20 protein-coding genes are annotated in these 22,580 nt (G+C 71.2%); all 20 read left to right on the top strand.

The genetic code is table 11. The features are described from left to right. The first annotated feature begins 145 nt into the window (after positions 1-145). Complete coding sequence (nrtL, locus tag ACZ45Q_RS00415; RefSeq protein WP_468253561.1) at positions 146-1,300, top strand: ArgS-related anticodon-binding protein NrtL; 1,155 nt, start codon at positions 146-148, stop codon at positions 1,298-1,300. Positions 1,301-1,317: 17 nt separating this feature from the next. Beyond that, positions 1,318-2,709, top strand: coding sequence for a diaminopimelate decarboxylase (gene lysA, locus ACZ45Q_RS00410; RefSeq protein WP_468253560.1), 1,392 nt, complete (start codon positions 1,318-1,320; stop codon positions 2,707-2,709). Positions 2,710-2,870: 161 nt separating this feature from the next. Then, on the top strand, positions 2,871-4,160 hold the full coding sequence (locus tag ACZ45Q_RS00405; RefSeq protein WP_468254256.1) for a homoserine dehydrogenase: 1,290 nt from the start codon (positions 2,871-2,873) through the stop codon (positions 4,158-4,160). Positions 4,161-4,166: 6 nt separating this feature from the next. Then, positions 4,167-5,225 (top strand): threonine synthase, encoded by a 1,059-nt coding sequence (gene thrC / locus ACZ45Q_RS00400; RefSeq protein ID WP_468253559.1) that lies wholly within the window; start codon positions 4,167-4,169, stop codon positions 5,223-5,225. 519 nt (positions 5,226-5,744) lie between these two features. Further along, positions 5,745-6,662, top strand: a complete 918-nt coding sequence (gene thrB / locus ACZ45Q_RS00395; RefSeq protein WP_468253558.1) for a homoserine kinase — start codon at positions 5,745-5,747, stop codon at positions 6,660-6,662. Between the two features lie 425 nt (positions 6,663-7,087). Next, a complete protein-coding gene (gene rho / locus ACZ45Q_RS00390; protein ID WP_468253557.1) occupies positions 7,088-9,121 on the top strand; it encodes a transcription termination factor Rho in 2,034 nt (677 codons plus the stop codon). Positions 9,122-9,458: 337 nt separating this feature from the next. Then, positions 9,459-10,598, top strand: coding sequence for an LCP family protein (locus tag ACZ45Q_RS00385; protein WP_468253556.1), 1,140 nt, complete (start codon positions 9,459-9,461; stop codon positions 10,596-10,598). A 173-nt stretch (positions 10,599-10,771) separates the two neighbouring features. Continuing rightward, positions 10,772-10,993, top strand: a complete 222-nt coding sequence (rpmE, locus tag ACZ45Q_RS00380) for a 50S ribosomal protein L31 (RefSeq protein ID WP_030740744.1) — start codon at positions 10,772-10,774, stop codon at positions 10,991-10,993. Positions 10,994-11,102: 109 nt separating this feature from the next. Then, on the top strand, positions 11,103-12,179 hold the full coding sequence (gene prfA / locus ACZ45Q_RS00375; RefSeq protein ID WP_468253555.1) for a peptide chain release factor 1: 1,077 nt from the start codon (positions 11,103-11,105) through the stop codon (positions 12,177-12,179). 73 nt (positions 12,180-12,252) lie between these two features. Then, positions 12,253-13,092, top strand: coding sequence for a peptide chain release factor N(5)-glutamine methyltransferase (gene prmC / locus ACZ45Q_RS00370; protein ID WP_468253554.1), 840 nt, complete (start codon positions 12,253-12,255; stop codon positions 13,090-13,092). A 55-nt stretch (positions 13,093-13,147) separates the two neighbouring features. Beyond that, positions 13,148-13,795: an L-threonylcarbamoyladenylate synthase gene (locus ACZ45Q_RS00365; protein ID WP_468253553.1), complete on the top strand. Its 648-nt coding sequence runs from the start codon at positions 13,148-13,150 to the stop codon at positions 13,793-13,795. Continuing rightward, on the top strand, positions 13,792-14,469 hold the full coding sequence (locus ACZ45Q_RS00360; protein ID WP_468253552.1) for an arsenate reductase/protein-tyrosine-phosphatase family protein: 678 nt from the start codon (positions 13,792-13,794) through the stop codon (positions 14,467-14,469). Before ACZ45Q_RS00365 ends, ACZ45Q_RS00360 begins: the two co-directional genes overlap by 4 nt. A gap of 144 nt (positions 14,470-14,613) precedes the next feature. After that, positions 14,614-15,858, top strand: coding sequence for a serine hydroxymethyltransferase (locus ACZ45Q_RS00355; protein WP_468253551.1), 1,245 nt, complete (start codon positions 14,614-14,616; stop codon positions 15,856-15,858). A 129-nt stretch (positions 15,859-15,987) separates the two neighbouring features. Next, positions 15,988-17,319, top strand: a complete 1,332-nt coding sequence (locus ACZ45Q_RS00350) for an MraY family glycosyltransferase (protein WP_468253550.1) — start codon at positions 15,988-15,990, stop codon at positions 17,317-17,319. Positions 17,320-17,630: 311 nt separating this feature from the next. After that, a complete protein-coding gene (locus tag ACZ45Q_RS00345; RefSeq protein WP_468253549.1) occupies positions 17,631-18,065 on the top strand; it encodes a hypothetical protein in 435 nt (144 codons plus the stop codon). A gap of 210 nt (positions 18,066-18,275) precedes the next feature. Next, the gene (gene atpB, locus ACZ45Q_RS00340) at positions 18,276-19,118 is read left to right on the top strand and encodes a F0F1 ATP synthase subunit A (protein WP_416524938.1); all 843 of its coding nucleotides are present in this window, start codon (positions 18,276-18,278) and stop codon (positions 19,116-19,118) included. Between the two features lie 79 nt (positions 19,119-19,197). Further along, positions 19,198-19,428, top strand: a complete 231-nt coding sequence (gene atpE / locus ACZ45Q_RS00335; protein ID WP_009321656.1) for an ATP synthase F0 subunit C — start codon at positions 19,198-19,200, stop codon at positions 19,426-19,428. Positions 19,429-19,469: 41 nt separating this feature from the next. Then, the gene (locus ACZ45Q_RS00330; RefSeq protein WP_468253548.1) at positions 19,470-20,012 is read left to right on the top strand and encodes a F0F1 ATP synthase subunit B; all 543 of its coding nucleotides are present in this window, start codon (positions 19,470-19,472) and stop codon (positions 20,010-20,012) included. Then, the gene (locus ACZ45Q_RS00325; protein ID WP_468253547.1) at positions 20,009-20,824 is read left to right on the top strand and encodes a F0F1 ATP synthase subunit delta; all 816 of its coding nucleotides are present in this window, start codon (positions 20,009-20,011) and stop codon (positions 20,822-20,824) included. The genes ACZ45Q_RS00330 and ACZ45Q_RS00325 overlap by 4 nt, the downstream gene beginning before the upstream one ends. 144 nt (positions 20,825-20,968) lie before the next feature. After that, positions 20,969-22,561 carry a F0F1 ATP synthase subunit alpha gene (gene atpA, locus ACZ45Q_RS00320; RefSeq protein ID WP_468253546.1) on the top strand — a complete coding sequence of 531 codons (1,593 nt, stop codon included), beginning with the start codon at positions 20,969-20,971 and terminating at the stop codon, positions 22,559-22,561. Positions 22,562-22,580: the final 19 nt, after the last annotated feature.

Raw genomic sequence — 22,580 nt, 5'->3', positions numbered from 1 at the left:
CCGGCCGGCTGAGCGGTGTTCCGGGTGACGCGCCGCCCGTACGCCACCCGCGCTTCGCTCCGTGCCGGCGCCCTCGGCGTCCACATCGCGGACCGTCGGTCAACTCGTTCGCCTACCCACCCCCCTCCTCCCATACGCTTGTCCCGTGACCCCCGTCGAGCTCTCGCGCACCGTGCTGCACGCCGTGCGGCGTGCCGTCGACGCGGGGCAGCTCAGCGTGAGCGTGCCGGAGCGCGTCGTGGTCGGCGTCCCCGGCCCCGGTGGCTGCGGCGACTACGCCACCAACGTCGCCCTTCAGCTCGCCCGCCCCGCCGGCCGGGCGCCCCGCGACGTTGCCGACATCCTGCGCCCCCACCTCGTCGGCACCGGCGGGATCGCCGACGTCGTCGTCACCGGGCCGGGGTTCCTCAACATCCACCTCGACGACAGCGCCCCCGCCGCCCTCGTCGGTGAGGTGCTGCGGCGCGGCAGCCGGTACGGGTTCGCCGATGTCAGCGACAATCCCGACGTCAGCGACAACACCGGCGCCGGCGTCGGACGCGACGTCCCCGCCGCCGCGCGGCTGCACGCCCCCCGTGAGATCCGCGCCCTCGTCGTCATGGACGCCGTCGCCCGTCTCCTGCGTTCCCAGGGCACCCCCGTGCGCACCAGCTGCGCCGCTCCACCCCCGGAGCAGTGGGTCACCGTCCTCGGCATCCGTGTCGACGCCGGCCATGCCGACCCCGCCCTCGACGCCGAAGACGCCCTCGACGTCCCCGCTGCGCCGCCCCCTCCCGCCCCCGTCGCGATCCGCCCCGCTCCCGTCCCCACCACCGCCACCGACGACCTCCTCCGCCTCGGTCGGGACGCCGGGCGGTGGGCGTTGTTGCAGGCCGCGGGGCATGACCGCCCGCGGGTCGGTGGGGAGCATCTCGTCCAGCGGGAGGGCAACCCCCTCTTCCGCGTCCGCTACGCCCACGCCCGGACCCGGGCCCTGCGGCGCAACGCCGCCGACCTCGGGTTCGGGCCCGAGCCCGGCCCCGTCGCCGGTGCCGCGGGCGCCGAGGCGCTGCTCGCGCTCCTCGGCGACCACCCCCGCGTCCTCGCAGCCGCCGCAGGCCTGCACGCCCCCGACCGGCTCGCCCGGCACCTCGTCACCGTCGCCGATGCCGTGCTGCCCTTCCTGCCGACCGTGCTGCCCCGCGGTGCGGAGAAACCCTCGGCCGCCCACCGTGCCCGGCTCGCGCTCGCCGACGCCGCCGGGTCGGTGCTGGCCGGCGGCCTGTCCCTGCTCGGCATCGACGCACCCGACCACCTCTGAAGAGAGCCTCCGGAGAAATGAGCCGTTCCGCACACCCCGCCGGGCCCCGCCACGCCGACGTCCTCCCCGAGGGCCACTACTCCGCCCCGCCCGCCGACCTCAACGCCCTCGACCCCAAGGTGTGGGCCCAGACGGTCACCCGGGACGCCGACGGTGTCGTCACCGTCGGCGGTATCCCCGTCACCACGCTCGCCGAGGAGTACGGCACCCCGGCCTACGTCCTGGACGAGACCGACTTCCGGGCCCGGGCGCGGGCCTGGCGCACCGCCTTCGGCAGCGATGCCGACGTCTTCTACGCCGGCAAGGCGTTCCTCTCCAGGGCCGTGGTGCGGTGGCTGCACGAGGAGGGGCTGAACCTCGACGTGTGCTCGGGGGGTGAGCTGGCCACCGCCCTGTCCGCCGGGATGCCCGCCGACCGCATCGCCTTCCACGGCAACAACAAGTCCGTCGAGGAGATCGAACGCGCCGTCCGCGCCGGCGTCGGGCGGATCGTGCTCGACTCCTTCCAGGAGATCGTGCGCGTCGCCCACATCGCCCGGGAGCTGGGCAGGCGGCAGCGGGTGCAGATCCGTGTCACCGTGGGTGTCGAAGCTCACACGCACGAGTTCATCGCCACCGCGCACGAGGACCAGAAGTTCGGGATCCCGCTGGCCGGCGGGCATGCGGCGGAGGCCGTGCGGCGGGCGTTGCAGCTCGACGGGCTGGAGCTGATCGGGATCCACTCGCACATCGGGTCGCAGATCTTCGACATGTCCGGGTTCGAGGTCGCCGCGCACCGCGTGGTCGGGCTGCTCAAGGACATCCGGGACGAGCACGGCGTCGAGCTGCCCGAGATCGACCTCGGGGGCGGGCTCGGCATCGCGTACACCAGTGACGACGACCCGCGCGAGCCGCACGAGATCGCCAAGGCGCTGACCGAGATCGTCACCCGGGAGTGCGAGGCCGCCCGGCTGCGGACGCCGCGCATCTCCGTCGAGCCGGGACGGGCCATCGTCGGGCCGACCGCCTTCACGCTGTACGAGGTGGGCACCGTCAAGCCCCTCGACGGGCTGCGCACCTACGTCTCCGTCGACGGCGGCATGTCGGACAACATCCGCACCGCGCTGTACGACGCCGAGTACAGCGTCGCCCTGGTCTCCCGCAGCTCCGACGCCGAGCCGATGCTCACCCGTGTGGTCGGCAAGCACTGCGAGAGCGGGGACATCGTGGTCAAGGACGCGTTCCTGCCCGCCGACCTGGCGCCCGGTGACCTCATCGCCGTACCCGCCACCGGGGCGTACTGCCGGTCCATGGCCAGCAACTACAACCACGTGCTGCGCCCGCCCGTCGTCGCCGTGCGCGACGGCGAGGCGCGGGTCGTGGTCCGGCGGGAGACCGAGGAGGATCTGCTGCGGCTCGACGTCGGCTGAGCCGGCGGGCACGGCGGCACGGCGGATGCCGGAAGATCTCCTGTACGGAACCCGCGCCAAAATGAAATGAACGTCTCATAATCCGGACCAAACGCAGAAAATCCCGTCCGGTGAGTGAGACTGGTCCAACCGTAGACGGTAAGAGGAAACGAGGTCGGATGATGCGTACGCGTCCGCTGAAGGTGGCGCTGCTGGGCTGTGGAGTGGTCGGCTCAGAGGTGGCGCGCATCATGACGACGCACGCCGACGACCTCGCCGCCCGCATCGGCGCCCCCGTGGAACTGGCGGGGGTCGCCGTGCGCAGGCCCGACAAGGTGCGCGAGGGCATCGACCCGGCCCTCGTCACCACCGACGCCACCGCCCTGGTCAAACGCGGCGACCTGGACGTCGTCGTCGAGGTCATCGGCGGCATCGAGCCCGCCCGGACGCTGATCACCACCGCCTTCGCGCACGGCGCGTCCGTCGTCTCCGCCAACAAGGCACTGCTCGCCCAGGACGGCGCCGTCCTGTACGCCGCCGCCGAGGAGCACGACAAGGACCTCTACTACGAGGCCGCCGTCGCCGGCGCCATCCCGCTGATCCGCCCGCTGCGCGAGTCCCTCGCCGGCGACAAGGTCGACCGGGTGCTCGGCATCGTCAACGGCACCACCAACTTCATCCTCGACAAGATGGACTCGACCGGCGCCGGCTACCAGGAGGCCCTCGACGAGGCCACCGCCCTGGGATACGCCGAGGCCGACCCCACCGCCGACGTCGAGGGCTTCGACGCCGCCGCCAAGGCCGCCATCCTCGCCGGGATCGCCTTCCACACGCGCGTGCGCCTCGACGACGTCCACCGCGAGGGCATGACCGAGGTGACCGCAGCCGACTTCGCCTCCGCCAAGGAGATGGGCTGCACCATCAAGCTGCTCGCCATCTGCGAGCGGGCGGCGGACGGGGCGTCGGTCACCGCGCGGGTGCACCCCGCGATGATCCCGCTCAGCCACCCCCTGGCCAGCGTCCGCGGCGCCTACAACGCCGTGTTCGTGGAGGCGGACGCGGCCGGGCAGCTGATGTTCTACGGCCCCGGCGCCGGCGGTTCGCCGACCGCCTCCGCGGTCCTCGGCGACCTCGTCGCGGTGTGCCGCAACCGGCTCAGCGGTGCCCGCGGTCCCGGTGAGTCCGCGTACGCCGCGCTGCCCGTCTCGCCGATGGGCGACGTCGTCACGCGGTACCACATCAGCCTCGACGTCGCCGACAAACCGGGCGTGCTCGCCCAGGTCGCGACCGTCTTCGCCGAGCACGGCGTCTCCATCGACACCGTCCGGCAGTCGGGCAAGGACGGCGAGGCCTCCCTCGTCGTCGTCACCCACCGAGCGTCCGACGCCGCCCTCGGCGGCACCGTCGAGGCGCTGCGCAAGCTCGACACCGTGCGGGGTGTCGCCAGCATCATGCGGGTTGAAGGAGAGTAACCAGCAATGACCCACCAGTGGCGCGGAATCATCGAGGAGTACCGGGACAGGCTCCCGGTCTCCGACAGCACGCAGGTCGTGACGCTCCGCGAGGGCGGCACGCCGCTCGTGCCCGCGCAGGTGCTCTCCGAGCGCACGGGCTGCGAGGTCCACCTGAAGGTCGAGGGCGCGAACCCGACCGGGTCCTTCAAGGACCGCGGCATGACGATGGCCATCACGCGGGCCAAGGAGGAGGGCGCGCAGGCCGTCATCTGCGCCTCCACCGGCAACACCTCCGCCTCCGCCGCGGCGTACGCCGTGCGCGCCGGGATGGTCTCCGCCGTGCTGGTGCCGCAGGGCAAGATCGCGCTCGGCAAGATGGGCCAGGCCCTCGTGCACGGCGCGAAGATCCTCCAGGTCGACGGCAACTTCGACGACTGCCTGACGCTCGCGCGCGGGCTGAGCGACAACTACCCGGTGGCGCTGGTCAATTCCGTCAATCCGGTGCGCATCGAGGGGCAGAAGACCGCCGCCTTCGAGATCGTGGACATGCTCGGCGACGCGCCCGACATCCACGTCCTGCCGGTGGGCAACGCGGGCAACATCACCGCGTACTGGAAGGGGTACCAGGAGTACGCCGCCGACGGTGTCGCGACCAGGCGGCCCCGCATGTGGGGGTTCCAGGCCTCCGGCAGCGCTCCGATCGTGCGCGGCGAGGTCGTCAAGGACCCGTCCACCATCGCCACCGCCATCCGCATCGGCAACCCGGCCTCCTGGTCCTATGCCCTGGCGGCGCGGGACGAGTCCGGCGGCCTCATCGACGAGGTGACGGACCGTGAGATCCTGCGCGCCTACCGGCTGTTGGCCTCGCAGGAGGGCGTCTTCGTGGAGCCCGCCTCCGCCGCCTCCGTCGCCGGTCTGCTGAAGGCGGCGGAGCTGGGCAAGGTCGACCCCGGTCAGAAGATCGTGTGCACCGTCACCGGCAACGGTCTGAAGGACCCCGACTGGGCCGTCGCCGGCGCCCCGCAGCCGGTCACCGTCCCGGTCGACGCGGCGGCAGCCGCCGAGCGGCTCGGCCTGGCCTAGTCCGGGTCCCGTGCCGGGCCCGGCGGACGGTGCTCTCCGGGTCCGGCGGGCGGTGCTTTCCGGCCGGTGGGCGATTGGCCCCGGGCCCGGCGCAGCACCACCCGGCGCCGTCGGGCCTCACCCGGCGCGGTCGGGCCTCACCCGGTGCGGTCGGGCCTCGCCCGGCGCCGTCGGCCCGCCCGGCGCCGCGGGACCCCGGCCGGGGCGCCCGCCCCGTGCGTCCCCGCCCGCGTAAGAAGGCGTAAGGGGACGCTTACCTGGGGAAGGTTCCTTACGGGGGTGCACAGGGGGCTTGCGACACGCATCGTGCGCCTGCTGTGCGCCCTATGTCGCCACAGAACCTTCCTTCGATAGGCTGTACCGAACCCGCCCGCGCATATGCCGCGGTGCCGCGCCGTCCCCGTGACCGGACAGCGGCACGGGAGCGGTCGCCCGTTCGGCAGGCAGCGGCGGCCCCGTCGTTTTCGTACGTCTCGAATTCATTCGACCATCACGCAGCTCAAGGAGAGTCAACGAGCGATGGCCGGTCCAGCGTTCCGCGCCGCCGCCGTCCGGGTGCGCGTCCCCGCCACCAGCGCCAACCTCGGCCCGGGCTTCGACGCCCTCGGCCTCGCGCTGGGTCTCTACGACGACGTGGTCGTCCGGGTGGCCGACTCCGGGCTGCACATCGACATCGCGGGGGAGGGCAGCGAGACGCTGCCCCGTGACGAGAAGCATCTGCTCGTACGCTCCCTGCGCACCGCCTTCGACGCCCTCGGCGGCCAGCCGCGCGGCCTGGAGATCGTCTGCGCCAACCGCATCCCGCACGGCCGCGGCCTCGGCTCGTCCTCCGCCGCCATCTGCGCCGGCATCGTCGCCGCCCGCGCGGTGACCATAGGCGGCGAGGCCCGCCTCGACGACGCCGCGCTGCTCGACCTCGCCACCGAGATCGAGGGCCACCCCGACAACGTCGCGGCCTGCCTGCTGGGCGGCTTCACCCTGTCCTGGATGGAGGGCGGCGCCGCCCGCGCGATCAGGATGGAGCCCGCCGATTCCATCGTTCCGGTGGTTTTCGTCCCCGGAAAACCGGTACTGACGGAGACGGCCCGCGGCCTGCTGCCGCGCACCGTGCCGCACGTCGACGCCGCCGTCAACGCGGGCCGTGCCGCCCTGCTCGTCGAGGCCCTCACCCGGCGCCCCGAGCTGCTGCTGCCGGCCACCGAGGACCGGCTCCACCAGGAGTACCGCGCGCCCGCCATGCCGGAGAGCGCGGCGCTGGTGGAGCGGCTGCGCGCCGACGGCATCCCGGCGGTGATCTCCGGCGCGGGGCCCACGGTCATGGCGCTCGCCGACGCGGGCACCGCCGACAAGGTCGAGGCGCTGGCCGGCGAGGACTGGGCGGCGAACCGGCTGAGCCTGGATCTGCAGGGCGCGAGCGTGCTGCCGCTGGCGACCTGACACGGTTGCCGGATTTCGAGAGGGGGAATGTTTGTTGGATCCGGTAGTGTTAACCTCAAGTCTGCACCCGACCCCACCATGGCGAGGTGCCTCGTGTCCCCGTCCGGGACAGACATTCTTCCGGGAGCCCCCCAAAACCGCCTTGTGCGGTGAACGCCGTACGCAAGCGGTACGGCCTACACCGGCACCGAGCGGTTCGCCCGTGGGGGTACCCCCTCTGGGGGAGCTCCGGAACCGGTGCGACCACCCCGCGTGACACAGACACTGGGTGCCACGGCCAGGGGAAGCACCATCACCAGATATCTCTTCCGCCGATCAGGCGGACCACCGCCCCGGCACGGTTCACACAGCAAGGACCGAAGCCGGACAGCACAACCGGTCGCCGAGCCAGACAGGCCGACGTCCGCTCCAGGGAAGGACCCTTCGTGAGCGACACCACCGATCTGATGGGCGCACGTGTCGAGGAGACCGCTGCAGCGCCCGCCACGGACGCCTCCGCGCCTGCCACTGGTGCCGGCTCCCGGCGGCGCCGCGGTACCGGCCTCGAGGGCATGGTGCTGGCCGAGCTGCAGCAGGTCGCATCCGGCCTCGGCATCAGGGGCACCGCGCGGATGCGCAAGAGCCAGCTGATCGAGGTCATCAAGGAGGCGCAGGCCGCCGGGGGCGCCCCCGCCCCGGCCGCGGACGGCGCCGCCGAGACCAAGCCGAAGCGCCGCGCCACCTCCCGCGCCCGCACGGGCGACGAGGCCCCCGCCGACAAGGCGGAGAAGGCCCCCAAGGGCGACAAGGCCGCGAAGGCCGAGAAGAAGGCCGACAAGACCGCCGAGGCCCCCGCCGAGGAGGCGGGTGCCCAGCAGCAGATCGAGATCCCCGGCCAGCCTGCCAGCAACGACGGCCCCGCGGAGCGCCGCCGTCGCCGTGCGACCGCCGAGGCCGGCGCGCCCGAGACGGTCGCCGCCGAGGCCAAGAGCGAGCCGAAGGCCGAGACGCCCGCGCAGCAGCAGGGCCAGCAGCAGAACCAGGCCCAGCAGAACCAGGGCCAGCAGAACCAGGGCGACGCCCGCTCCGACTCCGGTGACGGCGGCGAGGGCCGCCGGCGCGACCGCCGCGGCCGGGACCGGGACCGCGACCGCCGCAACAAGGGCGACGACCAGCAGCAGAACCAGGGCGGCCAGCAGCGCCAGCAGGGCGGCGGCGGCCGTCAGGACGACGGTTACGACGACGACGGCGGCGGCCGCCGGGGCCGCCGCGGGCGCTACCGCGACCGCCGTGGCCGTCGTGGCCGCGACGACGTGCAGGAGCCGCAGATCGCCGAGGACGACGTCCTGATCCCCGTCGCGGGCATCCTCGACATCCTCGACAACTACGCGTTCATCCGCACCTCCGGCTACCTGCCGGGCCCGAACGACGTGTACGTCTCCCTCGCCCAGGTCCGCAAGAACGGCCTGCGCAAGGGCGACCACATCACCGGCGCGGTCCGCCAGCCGAAGGAGGGTGAGCGCCGCGAGAAGTTCAACGCGCTGGTGCGCCTGGACTCCGTCAACGGCATGGCGCCCGAACACGGCCGCGGCCGCCCGGAGTTCAACAAGCTGACCCCGCTGTACCCGCAGGACCGCCTCCGCCTGGAGACGGACCCCGGCGTCCTCACCACCCGCATCATCGACCTGGTGTCGCCGATCGGTAAGGGACAGCGCGGTCTGATCGTGGCCCCGCCGAAGACCGGCAAGACCATGATCATGCAGGCGGTCGCCAACGCGATCACCCACAACAACCCCGAGTGCCACCTGATGGTCGTCCTCGTCGACGAGCGTCCGGAAGAGGTCACCGACATGCAGCGGTCGGTCAAGGGCGAGGTCATCTCCTCGACCTTCGACCGCCCGGCCGAGGACCACACCACGGTCGCCGAGCTGGCCATCGAGCGCGCCAAGCGCCTCGTGGAGCTGGGTCACGACGTCGTCGTGCTGCTCGACTCGATCACGCGTCTGGGCCGTGCGTACAACCTCGCCGCCCCGGCCTCCGGCCGCATCCTCTCCGGTGGGGTCGACTCCACCGCCCTGTACCCGCCGAAGCGCTTCTTCGGTGCGGCCCGCAACATCGAGGACGGCGGCTCGCTGACCATCCTCGCCACCGCCCTGGTGGACACCGGGTCCCGCATGGACGAGGTGATCTTCGAGGAGTTCAAGGGCACCGGCAACATGGAGCTCAAGCTCGACCGGAAGCTCGCCGACAAGCGCATCTTCCCGGCGGTGGACGTCGACGCGTCCGGCACCCGCAAGGAGGAGATCCTGCTCGGCAACGAGGAGCTGGGCATCGTCTGGAAGCTGCGCCGGGTGCTGCACGCCCTCGACCAGCAGCAGGCGATCGAGCTGCTCCTCGACAAGATGAAGCAGACCAAGTCGAACGTCGAGTTCCTCATGCAGATCCAGAAGACGACGCCGACGCCGGGCAACGGCGACTGACGTCCTCGCGTACGGCACAGGGCCGCCCCGTCACACCGGTGACGGGGCGGCCCTGTTTCGCGATCTTCGCCACATCCGCGCGCCTGCGGCCGTGCCGCGGCGGCCGGCCGCCCGCCCGGCGAAACCGCAGGTGACCGTGGTCGTTCCCGGACTTCCGATGACCGTCCGTACACAAAGTTCCACAGACCGGGCACAAGGTGCTGTGCAACCCTTTCCCGACTTCCGCCGTCTGAGCCAGGGAGGGACGATGGTGAGGTACCGGCCGAAACCGGCCGGACCGACCGAGCCCGACCCCGAGCCCAGGGGGTAACCGACCGGAACGAGAACCGAGGAGCACATGTCTGCCGAGAGCACGCCGGAGCCCGGTATACCCGGGGCGTCACCCGCCCCCGGACCGCGCCGCCGGGGCAAGGGACGCCGCCGCAAGCCGCGCACGGGACGCAGCAAGGGGCTGCTGGTGGCGGCCTGGACGGCGGCGGGCATCGTGGTCCTCGGCGGCACCGGAGCCGGCTTCGTGTACGTCAAGCTCAACGGCAACCTCAAGAGCGTCGACATCGACCAGATGCTCGGCACCGACCGCCCGGCCAAGTCCGACGACGGCTCGGAGAACATCCTGGTCCTCGGCTCCGACACCCGCTCCGGCGGCAACGAGAAGCTGGGCGGCGGCACCGACGACGGCAGCGCCCGCTCCGACACGGCGATGATCGTGCACGTCCACAAGGGCCACAAGAAGGCCAGCGTCGTCTCCGTCCCCCGCGACACCCTCATCGACCGCCCCGAGTGCACCGACACCCGGGGCGAGGAGCATCCCGCCGCCCGGAACGTGATGTTCAACTCCGCGTACTCCACCGGTGGCGCCCCGTGCGCGGTCAAGACCGTCGAGTCGCTCAGCGGACTGCGCATGGACCACTACCTGGAGGTCGACTTCACGGGCTTCCAGCGGCTCATCGACGAACTGGGCGGCGTCGAGGTCACCACCACGAAGCCCATCGAGGACCCCGACAGCCACCTCGACCTGGCGGCCGGCACCCACCGGCTCACCGGCGAGCAGGCGCTCGGCCTGGTCCGCACCCGGCACGGCGTCGGCGACGGCTCCGACCTGGGCCGCATCCAGCTCCAGCAGGCCTTCGTGAAGGCCCTGGCCGAGCAGGTCGAGGACATCGGCCTGCTCGGCAACCCCAAGAAGCTCTACGACGTCGCCGACACCGCCACCAAGGCCGTGACCACGGACTCCGACCTGGGCTCGGTGAACTCCCTGATGTCCTTCGCGAGCGGCCTGAAGGGCATCAGCCCCGCCAGCATGCACATGGTCACCCTGCCGGTCGTCTACGACCCGGCGGACCCCAACCGGGTCCTGCTGGCCGAGGACAAGGCCCAGCAGGTCTGGACGGCCCTGAAGAACGACAGGCCGATCCCCGCGAGCGCCACCGAGGGGACGGCGCGCGGCGAGGCCGAGGACGTGGTGACCGCCCCGTGAGGGCCGCGGGGAACGGCCCGGGCGACCCCGCCGCGACCCGCACGGAATATCCGACGGCAACCCCCGGTTTTGGGAGAGGACGCCAGTCCTGGCAGACTGGTATGTCGGCTCCGGTTCACGCTCCCGCACCCCGCGGCTGCGACCCGGCGCCCTCCCGAAACCTAGGAGACACCTTGAAGCGCGACATCCACCCCGCGTACGTCGAGACGCAGGTCAGCTGCACCTGCGGCGCGTCGTTCACCACCCGCAGCACCATCGAGTCCGGCACCATCCGGGCCGAGGTCTGCTCCGAGTGCCACCCGTTCTACACGGGCAAGCAGAAGATCCTCGACACCGGTGGCCGTGTGGCCCGCTTCGAGGCCCGCTTCGGCAAGGCCGCCGGCTCCAAGAAGTAGCGAGCACCGAATCGCCGGTCCACGGCCGCGCCCCCGCCGCGGGGCGCGCCGGGACCGGCGTTTTTGGTCGTTCGCCTTCCCCTTTCACCGCAGTACACAGGAGCCCAAGATGTTCGAGGCCGTCGAGGAACTCGTCGCCGAGCACGCCGACCTGGAGAAGCAGCTCGCCGACCCGTCGGTCCACGCCGACCAGGCCAACGCGCGCAGGCTGAACAAGCGCTACGCCGAGCTGACCCCGATCGTCGCCACGTACCGCTCCTGGAAGCAGACGGGCGACGACATCGGGACCGCCCGCGAACTGGCCGCCGACGACCCCGACTTCGCCGCCGAGGTCAAGGACCTCGAGCAGCGCCGCGAGGAGCTGACCGAGAAGCTGCGGCTGCTGCTCGTCCCGCGCGACCCCAGCGACGACAAGGACGTCATCCTCGAGATCAAGGCGGGCGCCGGCGGCGACGAGTCGGCGCTGTTCGCCGGCGACCTGCTGCGCATGTACCTGCGGTACGCCGAGCGGGTCGGCTGGAAGACCGAGATCATCGACGCCACCGAGTCCGAGCTGGGCGGCTACAAGGACGTCCAGGTCGCCGTGAAGACCAAGGGCGGCCAGGGCGCCACCGAACCCGGCCAGGGCGTCTGGGCGCGGTTGAAGTACGAGGGCGGTGTGCACCGCGTGCAGCGCGTCCCCGCCACCGAGTCCCAGGGCCGGATCCACACCTCCGCGGCCGGCGTGCTGGTCACGCCCGAGGCCGAGGAGATCGACGTCGAGATCAACCCGGGCGACCTGCGCATCGACGTCTACCGGTCCTCCGGCCCGGGCGGCCAGTCCGTGAACACCACCGACTCCGCCGTGCGCATCACCCACATCCCGACCGGTGTCGTGGCCTCCTGCCAGAACGAGAAGAGCCAGTTGCAGAACAAGGAGCAGGCACTGCGTATCCTGCGCTCCAGGCTGCTCGCCATGGCACAGGAGGAGGCGGAGAAGGAGGCCGCCGACGCCCGCCGCAGCCAGGTCCGCACCGTCGACCGCTCCGAGAAGATCCGCACCTACAACTTCCCGGAGAACCGCATCTCGGACCACCGCATCGGCTTCAAGGCCTACAACCTGGACCAGGTCCTGGACGGCGACCTCGACGCGGTGATCCAGGCCTGTGTCGACGCGGACTCGGCCGCCAAGCTCGCCGCCGCGTAACTCTCGTACGACCACTTTCCGGAGGACCAGCGTGCAGCAGAATTTTGGGGGGCGACCCCCAAGCCCCCGCAGCGTGCTGCTCGCGGAGGTGGCCCAGGCCACCCAGCGGCTGGCCGACGCCGGCGTGCCCTCGCCGCGCACCGACGCGGAGGAGCTCGCCGCGTTCGTGCACGGCGTCAAGCGCGGCGAGCTGCACTCCGTGAAGGACTCCGACTTCGACGCCCGCTACTGGGAGGTCGTGGCCCGCCGCGAGGCCCGGGAACCCCTCCAGCACATCACCGGACGCGCCTACTTCCGCTACCTGGAGCTCCAGGTCGGCCCCGGCGTCTTCGTGCCGCGCCCGGAGACCGAGTCGGTGGTCGGCTGGGCCATAGACGCCGTGCGCGCCATGGATGTCGTCGAGCCCTGCATCGTCGACCTGTGCACCGGCTCCGGCGCCATCGCGCTCGCCCTCGCCCAGGAGGTGCCGCGCTCGCGGGTGTACGCCGTGGAGCTGTCCGAGGACGCCCTGAGGTGGACCCGCAAGAACATGGAGGGGTCCAGGGTCGAACTGCGCCAGGGCGACGCCCTGACCGCCTTCCCGGACCTCGACGGACAGGTCGACCTGGTCATCTCCAACCCGCCGTACATCCCGCTCACCGAGTGGGAGTACGTCGCCCCCGAGGCCCGGGACCACGACCCGCAGATGGCCCTGTTCTCCGGCGAGGACGGCCTCGAGCTGATCCGCGGCCTGGAACGCACCGCGCACCGGCTGCTGCGCCCCGGCGGGCTGGTCGTCGTCGAGCACGCCGACACCCAGGGCGGCCAGGTGCCGTGGATCTTCGCCGAGGAGCGGGGCTGGGCCGACGCGGCCGACCACCCCGACCTCAACAACCGCCCGCGGTTCGCGACCGCCCGCAAGGCGCTGCCGTGACGAACCCGCACCCACCCACGACCCCGCAGCACGTGTACGAGGAGGCCCGCTAGATATGGCACGGCGATACGACACCAACGACGCGACCGACCGCGTGACCGGTCTGCGCGAGGCCGCGTCCGCAGTGCGCCGTGGCGAGCTCGTGGTGCTGCCCACGGACACCGTGTACGGCATCGGCGCCGACGCGTTCTCCGCGGAGGCCGTCGGCGACCTGCTCGAGGCCAAGGGCCGGGGCCGCAACATGCCCAGCCCCGTCCTGATCGGCTCCCCGAACACGCTGCACGGCCTGGTCACCGACTTCTCCGAGCAGGCCTGGGAACTGGTCGACGCCTTCTGGCCGGGCGCGCTCACGCTCGTCGCCAAGCACCAGCCGTCGCTCCAGTGGGACCTCGGGGAGACCCGGGGCACCGTCGCCGTGCGGATGCCGCTGCACCCGGTCGCCATCGAGCTGCTCACCGACGTCGGCCCCATGGCCGTGTCGTCGGCCAACCTCACCGGGCACCCGGCGCCGGAGGACTGCGACGCCGCCCAGGCCATGCTCGGCGACTCCGTCTCCGTCTACCTCGACGGCGGCCCCACCCCCGGCATCGTCCCGTCGTCCATCGTGGACGTCACCCGGGAGGTGCCCCTGCTGCTGCGTGCGGGTGCGCTCTCGGCGGAGGAGCTGCGGAAGGTCGTACCCGACCTCGAGGTGGCGAATTGACGGCCCCTGAGGCGGGGCGCGGCATAGGCAGCGGGGAACGTGCGGCGGAGGAGACCACCACGTTCGGCTTCCCGCGCGACAGCTTCCGCATCCTCCACGTCAGCACCGGCAACGTGTGCCGCTCGCCCATCACCGAGCGGCTGACCCGGCATTTCGTGCACGAGCGGCTCGGGGTGCTGGGCGGTCCCCTGATCGTGGAGAGCGCGGGCACCTGGGGGCACGAGGGTGCGCCCATGGAGGCCAACGCGGAGACGGTGCTCGCGGAGTTCGGTGCGGACGCCTCCGGATTCGTGGGGCGCGAGCTGCTGGACGAGCACGTGATCCGGGCGGACCTGGTGCTGACCGCTACGCGGGACCACCGGGCGCAGGTCGTCTCGATGGGGCACTCGGCCGGGCTGCGGACGTTCACGCTGAAGGAGTTCACCCGGCTGGTGAACGCCATCGACCCGGCGACGCTGCCGCCGCTGGAGGACGGCGTGGTCACGCGTGCGCGGGCGCTGGTGCGGGCGGCGGCGGCGCTGCGCGGCTGGCTGCTGGCGCCCACGGCGGAGGCGGACGAGGTGTACGACCCGTACGGGGCGCCGCTGACGTTCTTCCGGTCGATCGGGGACGAGATACATCAGGCGCTGGACCCGGTGGTGACGGCGTTGACGGGGGTCGCGGCGCGGGCGTAGGCGCCGGGTGGGGCCGGGCCGGGACGCCGTGGGGCGGCGACCGGCGTCGCGGCGGTGGGACAACTGGGGCGGTTTTGCCCTTCCGGGCCTACATTGGGACGTGCGTCACCACGCCGAGAAGCAGCCGCACGCCCGGAGCCCACCATGTCGGTCACCCACGCCGTCGAGGCCGATGCCGATGTCCTGCGGCGACAGGACCCGGAGCTGGCCGAGATCCTGCTCGCCGAACACCAGCGGCAGTCGACCACCCTCCAGCTGATCGCCGCCGAGAACTTCACCTCGCCGGCCGTGCTGGCCGCGCTCGGCTCACCGCTGGCCAACAAGTACGCCGAGGGCTACCCGGGCGCCCGGCACCACGGCGGCTGCGAGCTGGTCGACGTCGCCGAGCGTCTCGCCGTGGAGCGCGCCAAGGCACTCTTCGGCGCCGAGCACGCCAACGTGCAGGCGCACTCCGGATCGTCGGCGGTACTGGCCGCGTACGCCGCGCTGCTGCGCCCCGGGGACACCGTGCTGGCGCTGGGCCTGCCCTACGGCGGCCACCTCACCCACGGCTCGCCCGCCAACTTCTCCGGCCGCTGGTTCGACTTCATCGGCTACGGGGTGGACGCCGAGACCGGGTTCATCGACCACGAGCAGGTCCGCACCCTGGCCCGCACCCACCGGCCCAAGGCGATCGTGTGCGGCTCGATCGCCTACCCGCGCCACATCGACCACGCCTTCTTCCGCGAGGTCGCCGACGAGGTCGGCGCCTATCTCATCGCGGACGCCGCCCACCCCATCGGGCTGGTCGCCGGGGGAGCGGCACCCAGCCCGGTGCCGTACGCGGACATCGTCTGCGCCACCACGCACAAGGTGCTGCGGGGCCCGCGCGGCGGCATGATCCTGTGCGGGAGCGAGCTGGCCGAGCGGGTGGACCGGGCGGTGTTCCCCTTCACGCAGGGCGGCGCGCAGATGCACACCATCGCGGCCAAGGCCGTCGCCTTCGGGGAGGCGGCGACCGAGGCGTACGCCGCGTACACCCATCGGGTGGTGGCCAACGCCCGGGAACTGGCCGCCGGCCTGGCCGCCGAGGGCATGGTCGTCACCACCGGCGGCACGGACACCCATCTGCTGACCGCCGACCCGGCGCCGCTCGGCGTCGACGGGCGCACCGCGCGGGGGCGGCTGGCGGCGGCCGGGATGGTCCTGGACTGCTGTGCGCTGCCGCACGCCGACGCGCGCGGCCTGCGCCTGGGCACCGCGGCGGTCACCACGCAGGGCATGCGCGAGGGGGAGATGGGCACCATCGCCGGGCTGCTCGCCGGGGTGGTCAGGGGTGACGTCGAGGCCGCCGGGGCGAGGGAGGCGGTGCGGGACCTGGTCGCGGCCTTCCCGCCGTATCCGGGCTGAACCCGGGTAGGCGCACTCGCGTGCACAGGCACACGTGCAACCATCGTCGCTACCCGGAAGTCTCCACACGTATGCGCGCATCGCTAGGGTGTGGGGCTGTGATGGCCAGCGAGACCTGTGGGGAAGCCCGTGCGTGAATACCTGCTGACGCTCTGCATCACGGCCGCGGTGACGTACCTGCTGACCGGGCCGGTGCGGAAGTTCGCGATCGTGGCGGGGGCGATGCCGGAGATCCGGGCCCGGGACGTGCACCGGGAGCCGACTCCGCGGCTCGGCGGGATCGCGATGTTCTTCGGCCTGTGCGCGGGCATGCTGGTGGCCGACCACCTCACCAACCTCAGCGAGGTCTTCGAGCGGTCCAACGAGCCGCGCGCGCTGCTCTCCGGGGCGGCGCTGATCTGGCTGATCGGTGTCCTGGACGACAAGTTCGAGATCGACGCCCTGATCAAGCTGGGCGCCCAGATGATCGCCGCGGGCGTGATGGTGGTGCAGGGGCTGACGATCCTGTGGCTGCCCATCCCGGGCGTCGGCAACGTGGCGCTGACCCAGTGGCAGGGCACGCTGCTGACGGTGGCGCTGGTGGTCATCACCATCAACGCGGTCAACTTCGTGGACGGGCTTGACGGTCTCGCGGCCGGCATGGTGTGCATCGCCTCGGCGGCGTTCTTCATGTACGCCTACCGGATCTGGTACTCGTACGGCATCGAGGCCGCCGCCCCGGCCACCCTGTTCGCCGCGATCCTGATGGGCATGTGCGTGGGCTTCCTGCCGCACAACATGCACCCGGCGCGGATCTTCATGGGCGACTCCGGCTCGATGCTGATCGGCCTGGTGCTGGCGGCGGGCGCGATCTCGGTCACCGGGCAGGTCGACCCGGACGCGATGAAGCTGTTCTCCGGCTCCGAGCGCAACACCGTGCACCAGATGGTTCCGGTCTACATCCCGCTGCTGATGCCGCTGACCATCATCGCCATCCCGGCCGCCGACCTGATCCTGGCCATCGTGCGGCGCACCTGGCGCGGACAGTCGCCGTTCGCCGCGGACCGGGGGCATCTGCACCACCGGCTGCTGGAGGTCGGGCACTCGCACAGCCGCGCGGTGCTGATCATGTACTTCTGGTCGGCGCTGATCGCCTTCGGCGCGCTGGCCTACTCCGTGAACTCGGCGTCGATGTGGATCGTGCTGGGCGTGGTCTTCCTCAGCGCGGTGGGCCTGGTCCTGCTCCTCCTGCCCCGCTTCACGCCCCGCGCCCCGCGCTGGGCCGAGCGCCTGGTGCCGCCCCGGTACCGGCGCCGCCGGACGGGGGCCGCCGAGGAGCCGGCCCCGGCGCGGGACGTTCCGGCCGGGGGCGACGAGGAGGCCGCACGGGAGGACCGCGAACCGGTGCCGGCCGGGGTCTCGGGCGTCTCCGGTGTCAACGGCGCCACGGCCGTGGGCCCTCGTTCGCGGCTGCCAAGGTAAGAATCCGACGAGAGCATTGCCAACTCGTGGGGAGTTCCTGGGACACTCCTGGGGAGCGAAGCGCCGCATTACCAGACAATTCGGCGCTGTAACAGCTCAAACGCGCAGTGTCACTCTCATGTGTGAGAGTAAGCACACCCGCAGGTAAAGACCTCATCAAATAGTTTGTGATACGGTTCACGAGAACCCCCGGATAGAGCCGATGGACCGCAGTGCGACGGTCCCCTCGGCGTGAGGACCCCACTCAGCCCGGGACTACGCTCGTCCATGACGACACCCCTGCCCCCTGTGTGAAATGCGGAGTTGCCGCCATGCCGTCCAACGACGTCCGGACCCTGGCCCAGGCCGCCGTACCCACGGCTGCCGCCGGCGCGATCGCCGCCGTCGTCAGCGCGGTGGTCGCCGGCGGCAAGGGGGCGATCGGAGCCGTCGTCGCGACGCTGGTGGTCATCCTCTTCATGGGTCTCGGTCTCTACGTACTGCAGCGCACCGCCAAATCGCTTCCGCACCTGTTCCAGGCGATGGGCCTGATGCTCTACGCCGCTCAGATTCTGCTGCTGTTCGTCTTCCTCGCCGCGTTCAAGAACACCACGCTGTTCAACCCCCGGTCCTTCGCGATCACGCTGGTCGCCGGGACGCTCGTATGGATCGCCGCGCAGACGCGCGCCCACATGAAGGCCAAGATCCTCTACGTCGAGCCCGACTCGAAGGGCGACAAGCCCGAGAAGACGGGGCACTCGTCGTGAGGGGTAGGGCCGGGATAAAGGCGGGTTGGAGATCCTGCTATCGTCCGGTGCCAACTGCGGCATCGCGGGCGCGGGCATCCGAGCTGACGCCTGCTCAATCGCGAGGCGAGATGCCCCACAGCCGCCCCCACATCCGTAACACCAGTCCCGTGCCGAACCGCGGCCCCGTGCCGCGCCGACACAACGAGGTTGCCGTACCCATGCGCCACGATGAAGGAGCCCGCGGTGAGTGCTGACCCGACGCAGGTGCTCGCCTTCGAGACCGACTGCCACATTTTTGACGGCTGCGGCTTCGCCGAGGTTTCCCCGGGCCTGCACTCGTTCCTGTTCCAGCCTCTCTGGGGCGACGGAGACAGCAACCTGTACTTCAACAAGCCGATGCTGCTGGCGCTGCTCGGCTCGATCATCATCGTCGGCTTCTTCTGGGCGGCCTTCCGCAAGCCGCAGGTCGTGCCCGGCAAGCTCCAGATGGTCGCCGAGGCCGGTTACGACTTCATCCGGCGCGGGGTCGTCTACGAGACCATCGGCAAGAAGGAAGGCGAGAAGTACGTCCCGCTGGTCGTCTCGCTCTTCTTCTTCGTCTGGATGATGAACCTCTGGTCGATCATCCCGGTCGCCCAGTTCCCGGTCACCTCGATCATCGCCTACCCGCTGGTCCTGGCCCTGATCGTCTACGTCACCTGGGTGGCGCTGACCTTCAAGCGGCAGGGTTTCGTCGGCTTCTGGAAGAACGTCACCGGCTACGACAAGTCGCTCGGTGCGGTGCTGCCGCTGGCCATGCTGATCGAGCTCTTCTCGAACCTGCTGATCCGCCCGTTCACGCACGCGGTGCGACTCTTCGCGAACATGTTCGCCGGTCACACCCTGCTGGTGCTGTTCACCATCGCCAGCTGGTACCTGCTGAACGGCATCGGCATCGCCTACGCCGGCGTCTCGTTCGTGATGGTGCTGGTGATGACCGCCTTCGAGCTGTTCATCCAGGCGCTGCAGGCCTACGTGTTCGTCCTGCTGACCTGCACCTACATCCAGGGCGCGCTGGCCGAGCACCACTGAGCCCAGCGCCCGTCCCGACCCCAACAAGTCGTCCGGTGGCCAACCCCCACCGGTCCGTAAAGGAAAAGGAAGAACTGGCATGTCCCAGACCCTTGCTGCCGTCGAAGGTTCCCTCGGTTCCATCGGTTACGGTCTCGCCGCGATCGGCCCCGGCGTCGGCGTCGGCATCATCTTCGGTAACGGCACCCAGGCCCTGGCCCGTCAGCCCGAGGCGGCCGGCCTGATCCGTGCCAACCAGATCCTCGGCTTCGCCTTCTGTGAGGCGCTGGCGCTGATCGGTCTGGTCATGCCGTTCGTCTACGGCTACTGATCGCTGATCCCAGACCAGCCGACTAGACGAAAGGCACCCCCATGAGCCAGCTGCTCACGATCGCGGCAGAGGAGCAGAACCCCCTCATCCCGCCGATCCCCGAGCTTGTCATCGGCCTGATCGCCTTCGTCATCGTCTTCGGCTTCCTCGCCAAGAAGCTTCTCCCGAACATCAACAAGGTTCTGGAAGAGCGTCGCGAGGCCATCGAGGGCGGTATCGAGAAGGCCGAGGCCGCGCAGACCGAGGCCCAGAGCGTCCTCGAGCAGTACAAGGCCCAGCTCGCCGAGGCCCGGCACGAGGCCGCGCGACTGCGTCAGGAGGCGCAGGAGCAGGGCGCCGCGCTCATCGCCGAGATGCGGGCGGAAGGCCAGCGGCAGCGTGAGGAGATCATCGCCGCCGGTCACGCCCAGATCGAGGCCGACCGCAAGGCCGCCGCGTCGGCGCTGCGCCAGGACGTCGGCAAGCTCGCCACCGAGCTGGCCGGCAAGCTGGTCGGCGAGTCCCTCGAGGACCACGCCCGCCAGAGCCGCGTCATCGACCGGTTCCTGGACGAGCTCGACGCGAAGGCCGAGGCCGCGCGATGAACGGAGCGAGCCGCGAGGCCCTGGCAGCCGCACGTGAGCGTCTCGACGCGCTGACGGACTCCACGTCCGTGGACGCGGCCTCGCTCGCCGACGAGCTGGCCGCCGTCACCGCGCTGCTCGACCGCGAGGTGTCGCTGCGTCGGGTCCTCACCGACCCGGCGCAGGCCGGTGAGGCCAAGGCCGAGCTGGCGCAGCGCCTGCTCGGCACCCAGGTCGGCGGCGCGACCGTCGACCTGGTGGGCGGCATGGTGCGCTCCCGCTGGTCGCAGTCCCGCGACCTGGTGGACGCGCTGGAGGAGCTGGCGAACACCGCCGACCTCACCGCCGCCCAGCAGTCCGGCACGCTCGACGACGTCGAGGACGAGCTGTTCCGGTTCGGCCGGATCGTCTCCTCCGACACCGAGCTGCGGGCCGCGCTGACCAACCGGCGGGCCGGCAACGCCGCCAAGGGCGAGCTGCTGCGCAGCCTGCTCGGCGGCAGGGCCAGGCCGGTCACCGAGCGTCTGGTGACGCGCCTTGTGACCGCGCCGCGGGGACGTAGCCTGGAGACGGGACTCGAGTCCCTGTCCAAGCTCGCCGCCGAGCGCCGGGACCGCATGGTCGCCGTCGTCACGTCGGCGGTACCGCTGAGCGACGCGCAGAAGCAGCGCCTGGGCGCTGCCCTCGCCAAGCTCTACGGCCGTCCCATGCACCTCAACCTGGACGTGGACCCCGAGGTCCTCGGCGGGATCCGGGTGCAGGTCGGTGACGAGGTCATCAACGGCTCCATCGCCGACCGCCTCGAGGACGCCGGCCGCCGCCTGGCGGGCTAGCGCCGCGCGGCGGGCACGCCAACCGAACAAGCAGTACGTACTTACGGCCCTGGTTGGGCCGTGCAGAGGATGCAAAGTTTCTGGGGGGAGCCCCCAGATCCCCCAAAGAAACTTCGGGCCCAACAAGGAGAGCAGGGAACCCAGATGGCGGAGCTCACGATCCGGCCGGAGGAGATCCGGGACGCGCTGGAGAACTTTGTCCAGTCGTACAAGCCGGACGCGGCCTCGCGCGAGGAGGTCGGTACGGTCACCCTTGCCGGCGACGGCATCGCGAAGGTCGAGGGTCTGCCCTCGGCCATGGCCAACGAACTGCTGAAGTTCGAGGACGGCACCCTCGGCCTCGCCCTCAACCTCGAGGAGCGCGAGATCGGTGCCATCGTCCTCGGTGAGTTCAGCGGCATCGAGGAGGGGCAGCCGGTCAGCCGTACCGGCGAGGTCCTCTCCGTAGCGGTGGGCGAGGGCTACCTCGGCCGCGTGGTCGACCCCCTCGGCAACCCGATCGACGGCCTCGGCGAGATCGAGACCTCCGGTCGCCGCGCCCTCGAGCTGCAGGCCCCCACGGTCATGCAGCGCAAGTCGGTGCACGAGCCGATGGAGACCGGCTACAAGGCCGTCGACGCGATGACCCCGATCGGCCGCGGTCAGCGTCAGCTGATCATCGGTGACCGCCAGACCGGCAAGACCGCCCTGGCCGTCGACACGATCATCAACCAGCGTGACAACTGGCGCACCGGCGACCCGAAGAAGCAGGTCCGCTGCATCTACGTCGCCATCGGCCAGAAGGGCTCGACCATCGCGTCGGTCCGCCGCGCGCTGGAGGAGAACGGCGCGCTGGAGTACACGACCATCGTCGCCGCCCCGGCCTCGGACCCGGCCGGCTTCAAGTACCTGGCGCCGTACACCGGCTCGGCCATCGGCCAGCAGTGGATGTACGAGGGCAAGCACGTCCTGATCATCTTCGACGACCTGTCGAAGCAGGCCGACGCCTACCGCGCCGTCTCGCTGCTGCTGCGCCGTCCGCCGGGCCGCGAGGCCTACCCGGGCGACGTCTTCTACCTGCACTCCCGCCTGCTGGAGCGCTGCGCCAAGCTCTCCGACGAGATGGGCGCCGGTTCGATGACCGGTCTGCCGATCGTCGAGACCAAGGCCAACGACGTCTCGGCGTTCATCCCGACCAACGTCATCTCCATCACCGACGGCCAGTGCTTCCTGGAGTCGGACCTGTTCAACGCCGGTCAGCGCCCCGCGCTGAACGTCGGTATCTCCGTCTCCCGAGTCGGTGGTTCCGCGCAGCACAAGGCGATGAAGCAGGTCTCCGGCCGTCTGCGCGTGGACCTCGCCCAGTTCCGTGAGCTGGAGGCGTTCGCCGCCTTCGGTTCCGACCTGGACGCCGCGTCCAAGGCGCAGCTGGAGCGCGGTCAGCGCATGGTCGAGCTGCTCAAGCAGGACCAGTACCAGCCGATGGCCACCGAGGACCAGGTCGTCTCCGTGTGGGCCGGTACCACCGGCAAGATGGACGACGTCCCGGTCTCCGACATCCGCCGCTTCGAGAAGGAGCTCCTGGAGTACCTGCACCGCAAGGAGCAGGGCCTCATGACCTCCATCCGGGAGGGCGGCAAGATGTCCGACGACACCCTCCAGGCCGTCGGCGACGCGATCGCGGAGTTCAAGAAGCAGTTCGAGACCGGCGACGGCAAGCTGCTCGGCGAGGACGCTCCGGCCGCTGCCGCCAAGTGACGTAAGGAAGGACCTGACT

The sequence above is a fragment of the Streptomyces sp. NPDC031049 genome (assembly GCF_055571015.1).
This window is presented reverse-complemented; position numbering and strand designations above follow the sequence as displayed.